General features: G+C 73.5%; 16 protein-coding genes and 1 tRNA gene. 7 read left to right on the top strand and 10 right to left on the bottom strand.

Going from position 1 to position 18,083, the window contains the following annotated elements; all coding sequences use genetic code 11:
• Positions 1-34: 34 nt before the first annotated feature.
• The 5 genes from IG74_RS0134420 to IG74_RS0134400 form a co-directional block, all read right to left on the bottom strand.
• Entirely contained in the window at positions 35-391 is a 357-nt protein-coding gene (locus tag IG74_RS0134420) for a hypothetical protein (protein ID WP_030685292.1), read from the bottom strand.
• Between the two features lie 108 nt (positions 392-499).
• Positions 500-1,816: an ATP-binding protein gene (locus tag IG74_RS0134415; protein ID WP_037826529.1), complete on the bottom strand. Its 1,317-nt coding sequence runs from the start codon at positions 1,814-1,816 to the stop codon at positions 500-502.
• Entirely contained in the window at positions 1,813-2,619 is an 807-nt protein-coding gene (locus IG74_RS0134410; protein WP_051855965.1) for a hypothetical protein, read from the bottom strand. Before IG74_RS0134410 ends, IG74_RS0134415 begins: the two co-directional genes overlap by 4 nt.
• Before the next feature lie 58 nt (positions 2,620-2,677).
• Positions 2,678-3,331, bottom strand: a complete 654-nt coding sequence (locus IG74_RS0134405; protein WP_051855962.1) for a class F sortase — start codon at positions 3,329-3,331, stop codon at positions 2,678-2,680.
• Between the two features lie 50 nt (positions 3,332-3,381).
• Positions 3,382-3,747 (bottom strand): hypothetical protein, encoded by a 366-nt coding sequence (locus tag IG74_RS0134400; RefSeq protein WP_030685284.1) that lies wholly within the window; start codon positions 3,745-3,747, stop codon positions 3,382-3,384.
• Between the two features lie 286 nt (positions 3,748-4,033).
• Here IG74_RS0134400 and IG74_RS0134395 point away from each other — a divergent pair, with 286 nt between their 5' ends.
• Positions 4,034-4,837, top strand: a complete 804-nt coding sequence (locus tag IG74_RS0134395) for a nuclease-related domain-containing protein (protein ID WP_030685282.1) — start codon at positions 4,034-4,036, stop codon at positions 4,835-4,837.
• Positions 4,838-4,930: 93 nt separating this feature from the next.
• Here the strand turns inward: IG74_RS0134395 and ligD are convergent, their stop codons facing one another.
• Positions 4,931-5,827, bottom strand: a complete 897-nt coding sequence (gene ligD, locus IG74_RS0134390) for a non-homologous end-joining DNA ligase (RefSeq protein ID WP_030685280.1) — start codon at positions 5,825-5,827, stop codon at positions 4,931-4,933.
• A 50-nt stretch (positions 5,828-5,877) separates the two neighbouring features.
• Between ligD and IG74_RS0134385 the strand changes: the two genes are divergently transcribed.
• Positions 5,878-6,963, top strand: a complete 1,086-nt coding sequence (locus IG74_RS0134385) for a Ku protein (RefSeq protein ID WP_030685277.1) — start codon at positions 5,878-5,880, stop codon at positions 6,961-6,963.
• Positions 6,964-6,997: 34 nt separating this feature from the next.
• On the opposite strand, the gene IG74_RS0134380 is transcribed toward IG74_RS0134385, so the two are convergent.
• Positions 6,998-7,792, bottom strand: coding sequence for a class I SAM-dependent methyltransferase family protein (locus IG74_RS0134380; RefSeq protein WP_030685275.1), 795 nt, complete (start codon positions 7,790-7,792; stop codon positions 6,998-7,000).
• Between the two features lie 284 nt (positions 7,793-8,076).
• Between IG74_RS0134380 and IG74_RS0134375 the strand changes: the two genes are divergently transcribed.
• The 4 genes from IG74_RS0134375 to IG74_RS0134360 all read left to right on the top strand — a co-directional run bounded on the left by IG74_RS0134375 (position 8,077) and on the right by IG74_RS0134360 (position 11,038).
• Positions 8,077-8,895 (top strand): SAM-dependent methyltransferase, encoded by an 819-nt coding sequence (locus IG74_RS0134375; RefSeq protein WP_030685269.1) that lies wholly within the window; start codon positions 8,077-8,079, stop codon positions 8,893-8,895.
• Positions 8,896-9,009: 114 nt separating this feature from the next.
• Positions 9,010-9,081, top strand: a tRNA-Arg gene (locus IG74_RS0134370).
• Positions 9,082-9,604: 523 nt separating this feature from the next.
• Positions 9,605-10,603 (top strand): DUF6907 domain-containing protein, encoded by a 999-nt coding sequence (locus IG74_RS0134365; RefSeq protein ID WP_420709989.1) that lies wholly within the window; start codon positions 9,605-9,607, stop codon positions 10,601-10,603.
• 210 nt (positions 10,604-10,813) lie between these two features.
• Positions 10,814-11,038 carry a cold-shock protein gene (locus IG74_RS0134360; protein ID WP_030685264.1) on the top strand — a complete coding sequence of 75 codons (225 nt, stop codon included), beginning with the start codon at positions 10,814-10,816 and terminating at the stop codon, positions 11,036-11,038.
• A 37-nt stretch (positions 11,039-11,075) separates the two neighbouring features.
• Here the strand turns inward: IG74_RS0134360 and IG74_RS0134355 are convergent, their stop codons facing one another.
• The 3 genes from IG74_RS0134355 to IG74_RS0134345 all read right to left on the bottom strand — a co-directional run bounded on the left by IG74_RS0134355 (position 11,076) and on the right by IG74_RS0134345 (position 16,907).
• Positions 11,076-12,308 carry a transposase gene (locus IG74_RS0134355; protein WP_051855959.1) on the bottom strand — a complete coding sequence of 411 codons (1,233 nt, stop codon included), beginning with the start codon at positions 12,306-12,308 and terminating at the stop codon, positions 11,076-11,078.
• A gap of 1,156 nt (positions 12,309-13,464) precedes the next feature.
• Positions 13,465-14,868 carry a lyase family protein gene (locus IG74_RS0134350; protein ID WP_030685259.1) on the bottom strand — a complete coding sequence of 468 codons (1,404 nt, stop codon included), beginning with the start codon at positions 14,866-14,868 and terminating at the stop codon, positions 13,465-13,467.
• Positions 14,865-16,907, bottom strand: coding sequence for an FAD/NAD(P)-binding protein (locus tag IG74_RS0134345; RefSeq protein WP_037826526.1), 2,043 nt, complete (start codon positions 16,905-16,907; stop codon positions 14,865-14,867). The genes IG74_RS0134350 and IG74_RS0134345 overlap by 4 nt, the downstream gene beginning before the upstream one ends.
• A 191-nt stretch (positions 16,908-17,098) precedes the next feature.
• Here IG74_RS0134345 and IG74_RS0134340 point away from each other — a divergent pair, with 191 nt between their 5' ends.
• Positions 17,099-18,076, top strand: a complete 978-nt coding sequence (locus tag IG74_RS0134340) for an NADPH:quinone reductase (RefSeq protein ID WP_030685254.1) — start codon at positions 17,099-17,101, stop codon at positions 18,074-18,076.
• The last annotated feature ends 7 nt before the right edge of the window (positions 18,077-18,083 follow it).

Here is an 18,083-nt window from a genome sequence, read left to right as displayed (position 1 = left end):
GGTGGCTCTGGGCGGCTCCGGTGGGTCCGGTGGGTCAGCACCAGCGCGGCGCGGGCCCGATGTTGGCGATGTAGTGCGCGGCGCCCCAGGCCCAGGTGCCGTCCGTGAGGAGGTACCAGCGGTCGTTGCCCTGCACGTGCTCGCCGCGCGTCTTGCAGAAGATGTGCACGATCTTGCCGTACGGCTCGTGCCGGATGACGTGGCTGCCCCGCGTGGGCCGGTCGCGCAGGAGGAGGCCGCCCTTGGCGGTGACCTTGCCCTTGTAGACGCGGGGGTGTTCGTTGCCCTCGGCCGCGAGGGCCGGGCCTGCGGCCAGCGTGGTGGCGGCGAGCGCGCCGCCCGCGGCGGCTATGCCGATGCGGACGGCGAGGGAGCGGGGACGAAGGGCCATGACGGTCTCCTCTGGGGAGTGCGGTGTGCGGCCGGTGCGTAGGCCGCGATTCACGCTAAAAGCGACACCGGACGTCCGCAAAAGGTCACGTACGGTCAGCCGTCCCCGTCAGGCCCGGACTTCGCCCGGCTCGTCCCCGGAGGGCCGCTCGTCGTGCGGCAGCGTGAGCGTCGCGACCGCTCCCGTCCCTTCCGCCACATTGGTGAAGGTGAGGCTCGCCCCGACCACCCGCGCCTGGCCGAGCGCGATGGTCAGACCGAGGCCGTGGCCCTTGGTGGTGCCCTCGGTGCGGAAGCGCTGCGGGCCGTGCTCCACCAGATAGTCGGGGAAGCCCGGGCCGTGGTCCCGCACAGTGATCACCGGTCCGTCCACGGTCAGGCACACCGGCGGGGCCCCGTGCTTGAGGGCGTTCGCGACGAGGTTGCCGAGCACCCGCTCCAGGCGTCGCCCGTCGGTCTCCACCACGAGGTCGTGGACGACGGTCAGCTCCACCTCGGCGCCCGACGCGCGCACCACGCGCTCCGCCAGCGGAGCGAGCCGCACCGCGTCCAGGTCCACGCGTTCGTTGCGCGCGTCGAGCCGGGAGATCTCCAGGAGGTCCTCGGTGAGCGTGCGCAGCGCCGCCACCCGGTCCCTGACCAGCTCGGTCGGGCGGCCCGGCGGCAGCAGCTCGGCCGCCGCGTGCAGCCCGGTCAGCGGGGTGCGCAGCTCGTGCGCCACGTCCGCGGTGAACCGCTGCTCGCTCAGGAGCTTGCCCTGGAGCGAGGAGGCCATGGTGTCCAGGGCCCCGGAGACCGTGGCCACCTCGTCCTGGTGGCGGTGGGGGTCACGGGTGCGCGGGTCGTGCACGCGCGCGTCCAGGTCGCCCGCGCTGATGCGGGCCGCGACCCGGGCCGTCAGATGCAGGCGCCGCGTCACGCGCGTCACCGCGAACGCCCCGACCAGCAGGGTCGCGCCGATCGCGAGGACGGACGAGCCCAGGATCGCCCGGTCGAGGCCGTCGATGGTGCGGGCGCCCTGCGCGTAGTCGACCTCCACGGCGATCGCCCGGCCGCCGTCCGCGGGCCCCGCCGCCCACACCGTGGGCGTCCGGTCGTGGTCGCCGACCATCGTGCCGCGCTCCCCGGCCACGGCGAGGTCGCGGAGCCGGTCCGGCAGGCCCGGCGGGTCGAGGCCCGCGCCCGGGCCGAGGCGGCCGCCCGCCTCGTACTGCTCGGTGGCGTCGTCGAGCCGGGACAGGGCGCGCTCGCGGGCCTGGCCCACGGTCTGGTTCGTCACCGCCACGTGCACGAGCACGCCGAGCAGCGCCGCGAGGGCGCAGCACATCACGGCGATGAACACCGCGGCCTTCCACGTCAGCGTCGCGGTCCAGGCGGGCAGGCGCAGCGGGAGCCGGGGGCGGCGCGGCCGCCGGGGTTCGGTCATGCGCCCGTGTCCGGGTGCTCGCCGGAGCTCGGTCCCGGGGCCGGAACCGGCGGCGTCTCCTCGGCCGGGATCTCGGTCACCTCGGGCGCCGGGCTGCGCGCGCCCTTGGGGCGCGGCGCGTCGGACGAGCGCAGGAACTCGTCGCGGGTCGGCAGCATCGCCCGCTGGTGCCGGTCCCAGGACCAGGCCGTGCGGTACTCGTAGCCGGGGATGTCGGAGGCCGCGCGGAGCACCAGGTCGCGCCCGGCGAGCTCGACGCCGAGCACCGCGTCGGACGTGCCCATGATCTGCGTCAGATGGCCCTTCTCCATCGCGTAGACGCGGATGGCCAACTGCTCCTCCGGCATGCGGATGCCGATGACCATGTCGTCCTTCCCGTCACCGGTGAAGTCGCGGTAGTACGCCTTGAGGACCGGGCACTCCCTGCCCTTCTTGCCGCAGCCCTTCAGGGCGTCGGCGGTCTCCTTGTAGAGCGCGGACGGGCCGCTGTAGTCGTCGGGGTGCGCGGCGGTCTGCGCCTTCACGATGGCGACGGGGTCCACCTTGTGCAGGTCGCCGCCGGGCACCCGCACGCCCTTGACCTCCTCGGTGTCCGCCGTTCCGTAGTCGCCGAGCGGCGAGGAGGCGGGCGGCAGGTCGGGCCAGAGCCGGGTGGGGCCGACGGCCGTGGGCGTCGCGCCCGCGCTGCGCAGGTCGCCCGGGTCGCCGCAGCCCGCGGTGAACGCGCCCGCGAGCAGCACGAGGGCGGCTGCGGCGAGCGCGCTGCGGCGGCTGCGGCTGCGGCGGCTGCGGTTCAACTGCACTCCTGCGGGCCAAGGGCGGTGGTCGGGCGCGCGGAGCCAGGAGTCGGAGGGAGCCTGGTCACCGCACGAGGTCGGCGTAGAGAATGATGTTGTCGGCGCGGTGGCCGTTCCTGATCGGGCCGCCGCACGTCAGCAGGCGCAGCTCCGGCCGGTCGGTCGTCCCGTACACCTTATGGGTTGGAAAGTCTTTCTTGTCGACCTGCTGGATCTCGCGGACCCGGAACGTGGCCGTACTGCCGTCCGCACGCGGCACCATGATGGCGTCGCCGACCTTCACTCGGGCCACGTTCCGCATCAGCGCCGGGCCCTGCACCGTGTCGTAGTGCGCGACGAGCACGGCCGCGCCCTTCTGACCGGGCGTGACACCGCCCGTCCACCAGCCCGGCACCTCCGCCTTCGCGACCGGCGGCACCTCCAGCTCCCCGTCCGCGCCGATGCCGAGGTCCAGCATCCGCGAGGCGTCGACCCCGGCCGCCGGGATCCGCAGGCCGGTCGGCTTCGACTCCTTCAGGGGCGCCGGGGCGCGCTTGGCCTGCGCGGCCGCCGCGTTCTTCACGGTCACGTCGGGCGCGGCCGCGCCGTGCCCGCCCTGGCCGCAGGCGATGAGCCCGACGCCGACGGCCGCGGTGAGGGCGGCGGCCGCCGCGATGCGCCCCGTGCGGCGGCGGGCGGGGGCGGCGTCTTCCTGGGGCTGCGCGGTGGGGGTGGTCATGAGCGCTCCTGGGCTGGCGGGGGAGTCTTTCGGAGAACGGGGCTGCTCGGTCAGCCGTCGGTGCGGCCCCGGCGGAGCATCGCGAAGCCGAGCCCCGCGGCACCGGCGGCGGCCATGGCGCCGCCCGCCGCCAGGAACGCGGGGTCCCCGGCGTCGCGAAGCCCGTCGGCGCCGGCGCGGACGCCGCCCTTGGGCGTGACGGACTTGGGGGTCACGGCCTTGTCGGTGGCGGCCCTGTTGGTGACGGCCTTGCCGGTGGCGGTCTTGTCGGCGTGCGGCGGCGCGGTGGTGGGGGAGGGCGCGGGAGCGGGCTCGGCGGCGAAGGCGCCGGCGGCGGGGACGAGCAGCGCGCCGCCCGCGAGCGCGGCGACGGCGGCGGTGCGGAGGGCGGCGGTGCGGCGGCGGGGGTGGCTCACGGTACGTTCCTTGCGCTCGTGCGGCGGGGGCCGGGCCCGGCCCGGCTGGACCGGGGCGATGGCAGCTACGACGCTAGGTGTCCGCCATTGCGGAGGTTCGGCGAGTGTGTAACAGCGCGCCATAGCTGTGCGAGCAGTGCCGTTACGGGACGGGGGAGGGCACGACGCACGGACCGGGCCCAGCGGGGCGAATCCCGGGCGAACGGGCATCAACTTCCTTGCGGCCCTGTCAGCTTCTTGCCCGCGGCGCGTCCGGGCTGTTCCCATGGTCGGTGGGGTGATGGGGATGAGCGGACTGCGCGTCGTACCGGCGTTCCGACACGGTCATGAGCGGCTCTACGTGTGCCGGGCGGACGGCAGGAACGTGGCCTGGTACGACCGCGAGACCGCCCGGGTGAACCTGCTCAGCGCGGCCGAGGAGGAGGACGTCCTGCACGTCCTCGCCCCCTTCCTCACCGGGAACGTCGCGGTCGGGCCCCCGCCCGTGCCCACCCCCGCCGAGCTCGCCAGGCTCTCCCTCCACCCCGACGACGACCTCGCGCCGAACCGGCCAGGGGAGGCGCTGCGCGTCCGGCTCGAACGCGATCCGCCGTCGGCCCGCAAGCTGCGGTCCGACCCCCGGAGCCTGGCCCTGGCCGCCGAGGTCGCCGTCGGCGACGCCCTCGACCGGCTCGACGCCGTCGGCTGGCACACGCTGCACTCCGTCGGGCTGCCCGGCGGTGCCCGCATCCACCACCTGCTGATCGGCCCCGGCGGGCTCTTCTGCGTCCGCGCGGTGCCCGCGCGGCGGCAGCGGGTGCGGGTGGCCGACCCGCTGGTGACGGTGGGCCGCGCCAAGGCCGTCCCGCTCCTGCGGGAGCTGCGCGCCGACGCCGCGCGGGCCTCCTTCGCCCTCACCGCCGAGGTCAGGCCCGTCCTCGTGCCCGTCGGGGCGGTGTCCGTCGAGGTCACGGCGGAGCCGCGCGAGGTCCGCGTGCTCACCGAGCCGGACCTGCCGGGCCTGGCCCGCGCGGGCGGCGTCCTGAAACCGGCGGACGTGGAGGCCTTGCACGCCTTGGCGCGCGACCGTCATGTGTGGCACCGGGTGTAGGGTCCGGGGCCTTCCGGCCGGGGCGGGCACAGCCCTCGGTGCCGAGCAACCGTGCAACCCGGGCCCCGCCCGGGCGCCGGGCAGCCGCGCAGCTCAGGCGCCGGGCAGCCGGGCCGCCCGCCCGGGCTCCCGCAGGGCCGCGAACAGGTCCCCTTCCCGGTGCAGCCGGGCAGCCATGTCCGGGGCCCGGAAGACAAGGAGCCCCGCGTCCCCGGCGCCCCCACAGCGCTCCACCTCGGCCCAGGTCACGGGCGCCGACACCGTCGCCTCCGCCCGCGCCCGCAACGTATAGGCCGTCGCCGTCGTCTTCGCCGCCGCGTTCTGACTGAAGTCCACGAACACCTTCCCCGCCCGCAGGCTCCGCGTCATCCGGTGCACCACGAGCGCGGGCAGCGCCCGCTCCGCCGCCACCGCGAGCTCCTTCGCGTAAGCCGAGACCCGCGCGGACGCGACCGGCACCAGCGGCACGACCACGTGCAGCCCCTTGCTCCCGGAGGTCTTCACGAACACCTCGAACCCGTCGGCGACCAGCCGCTCCCGCAGCCACAGCGCCGCCTCGCACGCCTCCACCACGGTCGCGGGCGGCCCGGGGTCGAGGTCGAGCACGAGCCGGTCCGCGAGCCCCGGCGCCCGCGCCCGCCACTGCGGCGTGTGGAACTCCGTCACCAGGTTCGCCGCCCACATCAGCGACGGCAGGTCCTGTACGAGGACCTGCCGCGCGGGCCCCTCGGACCGCGGCACCTCGGCCGTCCGCACCCAGCCGGGCGTACCGGGCAGCACGTTCTTGGTGAAGAAGCGCTGCCCGTCGGGGCCGTCCGGGAAGCGGAGGAACGACACGGGCCGGTCGCGCAGCTCGGGAAGGAGCACGTCCGCGGCGGTCGCGTAGTAGTGCAGGACCTCACCCTTCGTGAAGCCGCTCGCCGGATACAGCACCTTGTCGAGGTTGCTGAGCGCGAGCCGTCGCCCCTCCACCTCCGTGATGGGCGTCATACGATGAGAATCCCACGAAACGTGGCAAAACGTGGCGAAAGGTGCACCACATGCGCTCCATATGGAACGGCGCCATCTCCTTCGGCCTGGTCAGCATCCCGATCAAGCTGGTGAACGCCACGGAGAGCCACTCGATCTCCTTCCGCCAGATCCACACGGAGGACGGCGGCCGCATCCGCTACCGCAAGGTCTGCGAGCTGGAGGACCGCGAGGTCCCGACCGCCGAGATCGGCAAGGGGTACGAGGACGCCGACGGCTCGGTCATCCCGATCACCGAGGACGACCTGGCCGCGCTGCCGATCCCGACCGCGAAGACCATCGAGATCGTCTCGTTCGTACCGGCGGACCGCATCGACCCGCTCCAGATGGACACGGCGTACTACCTGTCGGCCAACGGAGTGCCCGCGGCCAAGCCGTACATCCTGCTGCGCGAGGCGCTCAAGCGCAGCGACCGCGTGGCCATCGCCAAATTCGCCCTGCGTGGCCGCGAACGGCTCGGCATGCTGCGCGTCGTCGACGACGTCATCGCCATGCACGGCCTGCTGTGGCCGGACGAGATCCGCGCCACCGACAGCGTCGCCCCGGACACCGGCGTCACGGTCCGCGACGCCGAACTCGACCTCGCGGACGCCCTGATGGACACCCTCGGCGAGGTCGACCTCGACTCGCTCCACGACGACTACCGCGCCGCCGTGGAGGAGATGATCGCCGCGAAGGTCGAAGGCGGTACGACCACCGCCCCGGAGCCCGCGGCCGAGCCCGGCGGCGGCAAGGTCATCGATCTGATGGCCGCCCTGGAGAACAGCGTCCGCGCCGCCCGCACGGCCCGCGGCGAGACGACGGGCGGCAAGGAGGCCGAGGTCACCGCGCTCCCGGCGCGCCGTTCCTCCCGTACCGCCCCCAAACAGGTCGGCGGCAAGAAGTCCACGTCGGCGACGAAGACCACGGCAGCGGCCCCGAAGAAGAGCACGTCGAAGAAGAGCACCGCGAAGAAGACGACGACCGCCACGAAATCCACGGCGAAGAAGACGACGGGCACCAAGAAGGCGACCACGGCCAAGACGACCACGGCCAAGACGGCGACGGCCAAGACGGCGACGGCCAAGAAGACGACCGCCAAGCGCCGAGCCTCGTAAAGGGCGGCCGAACGGACCCCTGGGCGGCGGCGCCCTATTCGCAAACCGTCACGGCGAACAACCCCACCTCCTCCCGCCGGCTCCGCACCTTCCCGAACCCCGCCTCCCGGGCCCAGCCCTCCGTCAGCGCCGCGTTGCGGCACTTCATGACCCACAGCCGCCCCTCCCGGTTGGGCAGCACGTTCGCGATGAAGTCGAGCTGGGGGTGGTGGGTCTGGGTCGTGCAGACGAGGACGCCGCCCGGGGCGAGCAGCCCGCGCAGCCGCTTGATGGACGTACGGACGGCGTCGTCCTCGAGCAGCAGCTCGTACAGGCCCGAGACGACGATGACGTCCGGCGCCCCGTCGTGCGGCGGCTCGGGGTCGAACGCGTCCCCGGTCTCGTACGAGACGTTCGTGAGCCCCCGGGCCCGCGCGAGGGACTCGCCCTGGCGCAGCCCGGCCTCCGCGAGGTCCCGGCAGACCACCCGCACCCGGTCGGGCCCGTACGCCGCGGCCAGGTCGTGGAGGTAGCGGCCGGGCCCCGCGGCCACGTCGAGGACGCGCACCGGGCGGCCGGGGCGGCTTTCGACCTGCTCGCGCAGCACCCGCTGGAGGAGGTCGCGGCGGGCGCGGATGGCGCGCCAGCCGACGGCGTCGAGGTAGACGCGGTCGACGAGACGGCCGACGCCGAGCGTGCCGCGGGCCCGGTTCACGTACACGTAGTCGAGCATCGTGCCGCTGTCGAAGCCGTGCCGGTAGCCGACGCGGATGCCCGCGGAGGTCCGCCCGACCGTGCGCAACAGGCCCCGGAGCACTGCCCACTTGAGGTTCCGCAGAGGTTTCGTCATGCCCGCAAGCGTCGCGGCCGCGGCACCCGCCGGACATCCGTACGCCTACTCGGACGGCCTGAGTAGGCGGCGACGGAGGGGGAAGGCAACGGCTGGGTCCCACGGCACAGTTGCTACTTTGATCCACGATTCAATTGATGCGACCGGCAACGATGTGCACCACGCACACCATGCGCACGATGCACACACGATGTGCCGCAGCATCGATCGATCTCAATTGATCTCGATTGATCTCGATCGATCGGCAAGCGATCGACAGGCCCACGCACCGCAGGAGGTCCCCCGTGACCGGTTCCGACCCCATACTCGACTCGTCCGCCGAGATACGTGCGCGGATCGACACGAGCAAGCCCCACTCGGCACGCTTCTGGAACTACTTCGTGGGTGGCAAGGACAACTACGAGAAGGACCGCGAGCTCGGCGACCACATCAAGGAGATCTTCCCGGGCCTCGTCGACGTGGCCCGCACCAGCCGCCTCTTCCTCGGCCGCGCGGTCCGCCACCTGGCGGGGGAGCAGGGCATCCGCCAGTTCCTGGACATCGGCACGGGCCTGCCGACCGCCGACAACACCCACGAGGTCGCCCAGCGCGTCGCCCCCGACTCCCGCATCGTGTACGTGGACAACGACCCGCTGGTCCTCGCCCACGCCCGGGCCCTGCTCACCAGCACGCCCGAGGGTGAGACGGCGTACATCGACGCCAACATGTACGAGCCGGAGGCCATCCTCACCGAGGCCGCCAAGACCCTGGACCTCTCCCAGCCGGTCGCCCTCATGATCCTCAACACCCTCGGCCACGTCGCGTCCCACGACCAGGCCCGCGACCTGGTCGGCCGCCTGATGGCCGGCCTGCCCTCCGGCAGCTACCTGGTGATCAGCGACTCCACCGCCACCAGCGACGGCATGATCGCGGCGTCGAACGCCTACAACCAGAGTGGCGCGATCCCCTACTACGTCCGCAGCGTCGAGGAGATCACCGGCTTCTTCGACGGCCTCGACCTGGCCGACCCGGGCGTCACCCAGGTCACCCGCTGGCGCCCCGAGCCGACCACCGACACCACCACGGAGGTGGACGCCTACGCCGGTGTCGGCCGCAAGCCCTGACCTGCGAAGCGGCGCCCGAACCGGCTCCTCGGGCGCCGCCCGCAAACCCGTTCCTGAGGATCACCGAAGAGCTGGTAGGGTTCTACCCGTCGCCGCGAACACCGCGACCGACACGCCCCCGTAGCTCAGGGGATAGAGCAACGGCCTCCGGAGCCGTGTGCGCAGGTTCGAATCCTGCCGGGGGCACCTTGATCAGGTGCCTGTAGACCCCGCCACCAGCGGCTTCGCTGGGGACGGGGTCTTTGCGTATGTGCGGGCGGATGCCGCCGCGACCGCTCTTCAAACCCCGGGGCGTCCGGCCCCGCACCGGCCGAGGTGTCGCTGACCGGCCCCATCGCCCGCCTCCGGCGCGGGGGCACATCCAGGTGCCCGCCCTCCGGCCCACGGAACGAGGCCCTCCGAGGGGGCTGGCGAAGCGGTGACAGCCCGCCGGGGCCTGAGAGAGGCGCCTGGCGCCCGGTCTCGCCCGCCGTGGGGGCGCGGAGCCACTGGTGGCGGTCGTTCGGCAGGGGGATTGGGGCAGGGACGACTACCGCGCATCCCTCACTGACATGGCGGAACGGCGGTGGGGGTGTCGGCGCGGTGGCTCCCTGAGCAGAGGAGGAAGCCAACCCTCTGCGTTCATCGGTCGATGACCGACGGGCCCTATGGCATTCCACTGTGCCTGAGGCGGCGGAACACCTTCGTGCTGAGGTGTTGATCAAGGCCGATGGCCGAGCGAGAACTACCCACTGCTCAGTGGCAAGTTGAGCCGCTGTCGACGGCCAGGGGCCGCAGCCTGGCCTGGTTGGGCGGACCGTATATCCAGTTTGCGAGTCTAGGGCGTGATGCCCCTCGGAGGGATCAAAACTGCTGGGCAGGAAGCCACTCCCAGCGAAGGAGACACCATGTCCACCACGACAGTTCTGCCCTGCGCCCGGCCGAGCAGGGTTGCCCCGCCTGGTGCGCCCGTGATGTGTACGCGGAGGCGGTCGGGAGTCACGTCAGTGCCCCGGTGTGTCTGACCGCTCCGGAGAAGATGAGCCCGGGCCTCGAAGTCCCCTTGCTGGCCGTGCAGATCGGCCTCGGGCGCGACGAGGAGGCGCGTGGCGAACAGCCCCGTCTGTGGCTGTCGGCCTTCGACGGTACGGCTGAACTGGACTCTGCTGCCCTCGGGCTGTTCATCGCCGGCCTGGAGGACTTCGCTCTGCGCCTCCGAGGACTGCGGCACCGGTTCGAGGCCGTCGTCCTCGGCGGTGCTGCCGAAGCCGTCGACCTGTGCCCAGCGGCTACGCATCCGCTTGAGATCGTCACTCCTTGTCCGCCCTGGTGCCAGTACCGGGACCAGGACGAGCACAGCCCGAGCGGGCTCCTGGTCGACCAGTTCCACGCCGCGGAGGAGACCAGCATGGAGTTGGCACTCCATCCCGTTGTCCACACCAAGTACGGGCGGGAGGCAGAGACACTCGACCTCGTCATGGAGCACATGCCGCATGCTCCGCTTCCTCAGATCGATCTCACCATCGGGACCACTCGGAAGTGGCACCACGTGGAGATGACCTTCGGCGAAGCCGACCGGCTACGGTCTTGCCTCAATGAGTTCATCGCGAAAGGGCGCGAGTACGCCCATCCCGAAGCCGTCGCATCCCTGCGGGAACTCACCGCCCACGACGGCACAGAGGTCCGACAGGCGGGCGCCCCGCCGGAGCCCCACCAGGCAGCGGCGTGAGCCATGGAGTCCGGGGCGCCGTATGCCTTGCACATATACGGCGCCCCGGTTCATGTCCGGATCGTCGCTCGTCGCGCTCCCCGCGGCAGGCGCCGCTGGTCTCACGAGAGTCACCTTCGCGACACTCCAACAGCGGCTGAGGCCGCCAGCCTTCGCTTCCCCCCCCCGCGCTGAATCCAGTTGCCCGGCGGGGCCCGTAGGGTGCTGGTCATGGTGATGGCGACTGTTCGTTCGTGGGACGACGAGGCAGGGTGGGGCGTGCTCGACTCTGTTGAGACGCCTGGTGGGTGTTTTGGGCATTTCTCTGATGTTCGTGCCGACGGCTTCCGTGCGTTGGTGCCCGGGCAGCAGGTCGAGCTCGTGTGGGAAGCGCCCGGGTTCCAGCAGGACGGTTTTGACTATCGCGCGGTGAGCATCGTGCCTCGGGAGGAATGACGTTCGCGGGCCCCGACCCGTACGGAGAACCCCCGGGTCAGGCCGCCAAGTGGTGGTCCGCCAGTTCTGTGGCCGCGTGGGCTATCGAGGCCAGCGTCGCGTGGCGGTGCCAGCCGGCGAAGGAGCGGCCCACGAAGTCGCGGATGCCCACGCGTTCGGCGCGGGGCATGCCGGACTGTTCGACGCGGTGGCTGAGGGCGACCAGGCGGAGCAGGGCCGTGTGGTCGACCGTGGTCATGTCGGTCAGCCACAGCTCCTCCGGCCAGCGCGGGCCGCCGCGGCCGATGCCGAGGAGGAGGAAGTCGCCGTGGTCGTGGGCCCGGTCCCCGGATTCGCGTACGACGGGGAGGCGGACGCGGATGGCGGCGACCAGTTCCGCGGGGTCCGCGCTGCCCGACGGGATGAGGGCCACGCGCTTGCGGCCCAGCTTGGCCAGCTGGGCGATCTGGCCCGCCTGGAGCGGCCGCTCGCCCCAGCCCGGCAGCGCCGGGTCGTGCGGGAGCAGCCAGGTGTCCTGCGCGATCCGGGTGATGTGCCGCAGGCCCGCCGCGCTGAGCTTGCTGACCACCCGGATGCCGTCCAGCGGCTCGGCGTTGAGCGTCACCGGGCACTCCGGCAGGCGCAGCCGCGCGGCCGTCTCCAGATAGGCGCTGACCATGGAGTCCTCCGGCGTCGTCAGGCCCGAGCGCCGCGGCGGCCACGACGGGCCGTCGTCGCCCGGGGCGCCCCGCGTCCAGTGGGACGGCAGATGCAGCCACCAGTTCAGCGGGCTCGTGGCGTGCGCGGACACCCCCCACACCCCGATCACCTGCTGCGCGGTCACGGACTGCCCGCGCTCCCAGGAGAACGTCCTGGCCACGCCCACGGAGTGCGTGCCCGACTTGGGGATGACCATGGGGTGCAGGACGCAGGCCTGCGGGGGCAGTTGGCGGGCCAGATAGCGGCCGAGGGCCTCCCGCATGGGCGCCCACTCCCACGTCGAGTCGTTGATGAAGTGGTGCAGGCCCTGGTCGTTGACCTGGTCGCCGAGGAAGGCCGCGATGTTCCGCACCGACTTCCTGCCCCGCGCGCCCAGGAGCCCGCGCAGGTACATCAGCCCCTTGCGGCGCTGGTCGGCCCGCGGCAGCGAGGCGAACACGACGGGGGAGAGCTCCGCCAGCGAGCGGTCGATGGCGACCCTTCTCGTCGCGTCCGGGTCGGGCCCGTCGAAGCGGTCGAGGCGGGCCTGGGGGGTCCGTTCACAGTACGGTTCGCTGCTGACGACAGTCATGTCGATCCTTTGGGTGGGAGCGCGTCGGAGCATGTGGGAGCACGTGGGAGTGCGTCGGAGTACGTGGGAGTGCGTGGGTACGGCGGTGTGGTCCGGGCGGCCGGTGCCCGGCGGCGCGGTGAAGGGGCACGGCGGCGCTGCGGCGTGCGGCCGCGGCGTACCCGTGGGCGTCCGTGAGCAGCCGCCCGGAGCCGTGCGGAAGGAGACGTAGGGGGGTGAAGGGGGCGGCGCCTGCCGGGCTCGGCGGCGGGACGCGCGTCCGGACGGGGCGGTGGCGCGGAGACCCGGCGGCCCGTGAGGCCCCGGTCTCCCCTCCGCGCGGCCCGGCGCGGGCAACTGCCCGGGGCCGCGGCGGGGCACACCGCGAAGGCTGAGCGTGCGTGTCAGACGGCGCCTCGGCGGCGGGCCCGACCTGGGGGAAGAGGATTCCCGTCAGGGCTCGACCAGAGATCGCTCAGCACAAGCAATTAGTCAACGCACGGTGGCACAACAGCACGGATGAAACGGGCTGGGGCAGTCCGGCGGAAAGCCAGGGCCGCTGGAACGGCCAGGGCCGATGGTGCATTCACGTTTCGTGGTTCAGATACGTCGTGCATGACTCCCCCTTGGTTTCGACCGTGCCCAACGGATGGTCGAACGTACGGAGGCAAGACTGCTTTCATCGAATGTGACCGATTGCGGCAGCCTCGGATTCCCCCGTTTCCTAAGGCTTTTCAAAATTCAAACGCAACGCCCGTGGGCCGCGCAAGGGCGATCGCGGGTCAGCTGGTCATGTGCCGGGTCAGACTGGTCAGTGCCGTTCGCTGTCGATGGATCCATGGTCATCGCCCGTGTGAGCAAATGAAATGCGTGACGGTGGAGGTGGTTCTTCGGTGATTTCATGGGCCCGTGCGGGGCGCTCAGTGGCGGCGCATTTTCCGTGGTCAGCGCGGTCAGAAGCGTTGCTTACCACTTCGTAGGATCCTACCGGGGTGAGATCAAGAGGGTTCGGGAAGCGAGATCGCGCGCACCTGTCGGCGCAGGGCGGCCCTCCCCGTATTCTTCGCGGCACTCCGCCGTATTTTTGCGTCACTGCCCGCATTCCTTGCGTCACTCCTCGCATTCCTTGTGTCGCTTTCCGGCGTTCCCGTGCCGCGCTGCGCTGCGGCCGTGCCCCTCAGGGCTCCTTCCGCGGCGCCAGGGACCGGTCCACGAGAGCGGGCGCGGCGCCCGCGTACCCGGCCGGATCGCACCAGCGGTCCAGGTCCGCGCGCGGGACGCGGCCGGCGACGCCGGGGGCCTCGGCGAGGTGGTCGGCGAGGGGCCGCCCGTCCTGCCGCGCGGCCTCCGCGGCGGCCGTCAGGAGCTCCCGGGCGGCGGCCTTGCCCAGGAGCGGGGCGAGCTCCGCCACGAGCCGTTCGGCGACGACCTGGCCGCCGGTGAGGGCGAGGTTCGCGCGCATCCGCTCCGGGTGCACCACGAGGCCCTCCACGAGCTCCACCGCCGTGTGCGCGGCGCCGCCCGTCAGGCGCAGGCACTCGCGCAGCGGCTGCCACTCCGCGTGCCACGCCCCGGCCGAACGCTCGTCCTCGGAGAGCATGCACTGCGTCAGCACGGCGGCCAGTGCCGGGACTTGGAGGGCCGCGCTGCGGATCAGGGTGGCGAGTACCGGGTTGCGCTTCTGCGGCATCGCCGACGAGCTGCCGCGCCCGGGTACGTGCGGCTCGGCGACCTCGGCGACCTCGGTGCGGCTCAGCGACTGCACGTCCACCGCCAGCTTGCCGAGGGCTCCCGCGGCGTGCGCGAGCGCGGCGCCGAGGTCGGCGATCGGCGTGCGCAGCGTGTGCCAGGGCAGCACCGGTGCCCGCAGTCCCGTCTCGGCGGCGAACGCCATCACCAGGCGCTCGGTGTCGGCGCCGTACGCGGCGTACCCGGCCAGGGTGCCCGCGGCGCCGCCGAGGGAGACGGGCAGGCCGTCGAGCACGGCGGCCGCGCGGGCGTCCGCGGCCAGCGTCAGCTCCCGCCACCCGGCGGCCTTGAGGCCGAAGGTGGTGGGCACCGCGTGGAGCGCCAGGGTGCGCCCGGCGACGACCGTGTCGCGGTGGGCGCGGGCGAGTCCCGCCAGGGCCCGCTCGACCCGGGCCAGGTCCGCCCGCAGCAGCACCAGGGCGTCCTTGGCCACCAGCATCGCCGCGGTGTCGAGGACGTCCTGGCTCGTCGAGCCGCGGTGGACGTACGCGGCGGCTTCCGGATCCGCCGCGGCCACCGCGCCGGTCAGCGCGCGGACCACGCCGACCACCGGGTTGGCGCTCTCCCGCGCGTGCACCGCGAGCGCCCTCAGGTCGATCCTGTCGGCCCGAGCGGCGGCGGTGATGGCCCGCGCGGCCCCGGGCGGCACCACGCCGACCGCGGCCTGCGCGCGGGCGAGGGCGGCCTCGGTGTCCAGCATGGCCTGGAGCCAGGCGGCGTCGGACACCGCCCGCTCCACGGGGGTTCCGGCGCGCACGGGGGAGAGGAGCCCGGCGTCCAGCGCGTACGGGTCGGTGGGGTCGGCGGCGTCCGCGGCGAAGGGCGCGCTCATACGGCCACCTCGGTGTGCTCCTCGTCGGCCGTCGGCCCGGCCCACGGGGCGCTGGTGCCCAGGGCGAGCACTTCGCGCGCGATCGCGTCCGCGTCGGCGATGGTGACCGAGTCCACGCCGGGCCGGATGCCCGCCGCCGTCACCCAGTGCACCGCCTCGGTCGGCACCCCGTACGCGAAGCGCCTCGGGTGCGCCCTGCCGTGGGCGTCGAGGAGCCGGTAGGGCCGCTCGGTCACCGCGAGGCCGCCGGTCTCGTAGGCGCCGCCGTCCGCCGTGGGGATGCGGTACGGGGCGCACGCCTCGGTGTTGAGCAGGTGCCGCAGCAGCGGGTCGGCCGTGCGCCGCAGGTCCGGCTCCGGGAGGCGGGCCTCGATGAGGACGCGGGCGCGCACGGTCGGGCCCGGCACCGCGTCGGAGTCGGCCACGAACGAACGGCCGCGCGTGTCGATCCTGATCCGGGTTTCGGGCCCGGTGAGCTCCAGGACGCCCGCCTCGATCAGGGCGATCATCTCCTCGACCCGGCGGGGCGGCGGGCCGATCGACAGGAAGGCGTTCAACGGCGTGTACCAGCGTTCCAGCTCGTCGCGGTGCGAGGCCCCGTCGAGGCCGCCCTGGTCGACCGCGAGCCGCACCTCGTTGCGCAGGTCCCGCAGCACGTCGAGGGCGGCCTTCAGCGGGCCGCTGACGTTGCCCTCGCGGGCCTGCCGGACGTCCTCGGAGAGGCGGCCGACGAGCCAGGAGCGGAAGTCGTCGCGGCTGGTGAACGAGCGCGTGCGCGCCGAGTCGGCGAGCGCCTCCCAGTCCCACCGGTCCGCCGCCGGGACGCCGTACGCGTCCAGGACGGCGGCGCACTCCGCGGGGCCCGCGCAGGCCAGGTAGCGCGCGGCGAACTCCGCGCGCTCGGCCGCGCGTTCCTCGCGGGCCAGGAGCGTCTCGTAGTAGACGGTCTCCACCTCGCGCGCGATGAGCGGCCACAGGTCCTTCGCGAAGGAGAGCCCGCCGGAGCCGCCGTCGGGAGCGGCCTCCGAGCGCATCCGGGCCACGCGCTCCGCCGTGAGCAGGCGCGGCAGGTAGCGGCCGTGCGCGCCCTTCTCGTTCTCGCCGCGCGAGTGGAAGGGCACCCCGCGCCGCGAACTGGCGTACAGCCGGGGCTCCTTGCCGCTGGGCCGGTAGACGAGCCCGGCGGCGCCCCGGTCGAAGCGGCCGCCGCGGCCGAGGGTGAACAGCGCGAGGTAGTCGAAGAAGCACAGGCCGAGGCCGCGCAGCAGCACCGGCTCGCCGGCCGGTACGCCGTCCAGGTCGGCGTCCGCGGGGTTGGCGGGCGGCAGATAGGTCAGGTGGTTGATCCGCGCCAGGCTCGCCGTGCGCTCCTCCTGCGCGGTCGGCCGGGTCGGCAGGTGCCCCTGGGCGAGGACGACGGCGTCGAGGTGGTTGAGACGGGTGCCGTTCGCGAGCCGGATGCCCTGCGGGCCGCCCGCGAGGCCGTGGGTGTCGGCCATGGCGACCGCCCGCGACCGGTGCACCCGGATCTCGACGTGCGCGGGCGCGTGGTCCAGGACGCGCCGGAAGCAGTCCGCGAAGTACCGTCCGCACAGCACCCGCGTGGGGTACGAGTTCGGCTCCAGGGACCGCACCTCGGCCAGCGTCGCCTCGTCGTACGCGCTGGCGCTGCTGGCGCCGTTGCCGCCGCTGTCACCGCCGGCGCCGGCCGGGGCGACGGCCTCCGGGTCCTCGGCGTACGCGGCCGCGAGCGCCGCGGCCCACTCGTACAGGCTCGGCCCCGGTTCGACCGGCCCTTCGATGCGGGACGCCGCGTCGGAGTAGACGGTGATCTGGGAGGCGACCGTGTTGGCGAGCAGGTGCCGTGACTGGCCGGTGCTCCACACCGCGCCGGAGCCCGGGGCGACCGGGTCGACGACGTGGACGAGGACCCGGGCGTGCGATGGTCGTGCGCGCTCGTTGGCGCACAGGCGTTCCAGCACGGCGAGTCCTCGCGGTCCCGTGCCGATGAGGGCGATCTCGTGCGCGGTCGCGTTCAAGCCGATTCCCCTTCCTGACAGAACTCGCTCCGATCCTGAAAGCGGCGGCGCCGCCCCCGCAACGGCGGCCGGGGCAGTCAGTCAGATGCGTCCCGGTGAACGGGCAGCCCTGTCCGCGGAGTTGACACACTGCCTGTCCGTGCGCGGGGAATCCGGCACGGGCACGGCGTTCCCCGGGAAGAATGCCCCGCATGCGTGCTGCGTACATCAATGAATTCGGTCCGGCACACTCCATCCGCTTCGGCGAGCTGCCCGAGCCGCGCCCCGCCGCGCACGACGTCCTGGTGGACGTCGAGGTGACGACGGCCAACCACGTGGACACCTTCATCCGGTCCGGCGCCGTGGACACGCCCGTGGAGTTCCCCTTCGTCGTCGGCCGTGACCTGGTCGGGCGGGTCGCCGCCGTCGGGGACGCGGTGACGGGCTTCGCGGTGGGGGAGCGGGTGTGGTGCAACAGCCTCGGCCACGGCGGGCGGCAGGGCGCCGCGGCCGAGCGTGCCCGCGTGCCCGCCGAGCGGCTCTACCGGCTGCCGGACGGCGTCGACCCCGCCGCGGCGGTGACCGTGCTGCACCCGGCCGCGACCGCGTACCTGGGTCTGGTCACGCACGGCGGGCTGCGGGCGGGCATGACCGTGGTGGTGATCGGCGCCGCGGGCAACGTGGGCGCCGCGATGGTGGTCGTCGCGGCCGCGGCGGGCGCCCGGGTGGTGGCCGTCGCCCACCCCCGTGACGAGGCGTACTGCCGCGGGCTCGGCGCCGCCGCGGTGATGGACCGCACGGCCGACGACGTCACCGCGCGCCTGGCCCGCGCCTGCCCCGGCGGGGTCGACCTCTACCTGGACGCGGCGGGGGTCAACGACCTGGCGGGCGCGGTCGGGCTGCTCGCCTGGCGGGGGCGGATCGTGCTGCTCGCCGGGTTGCGCACCGCGCCGACGCTGCCCGCGGGGGAGCTGTACGTCCGCGACGGGTCCGTCGTCGGCTTCGCCATCACCCGGGCCACCGTCGCGGAGCTCGCGGCGGCGGCCGACCACGTCAACGGCCTCCTCGCCGACGGCCGCCTCCGGCCGCGGGAGCGGTTCGCGCTGCCGCTGAGCGCCACCGGTGAGGTCCACCGGATGCTGGAGGCGGGCGAACTGCGGGGGATGCGGGTGGCGTTGACCACCCGGTGACGTGCCG

It is taken from the genome of Streptomyces sp. NRRL B-1347 (assembly GCF_000720325.1).
Classification (GTDB): domain Bacteria; phylum Actinomycetota; class Actinomycetes; order Streptomycetales; family Streptomycetaceae; genus Streptomyces.
Note: the sequence above shows the minus strand (reverse complement) of the source record. Positions and strands in the feature narration are given on the sequence as shown.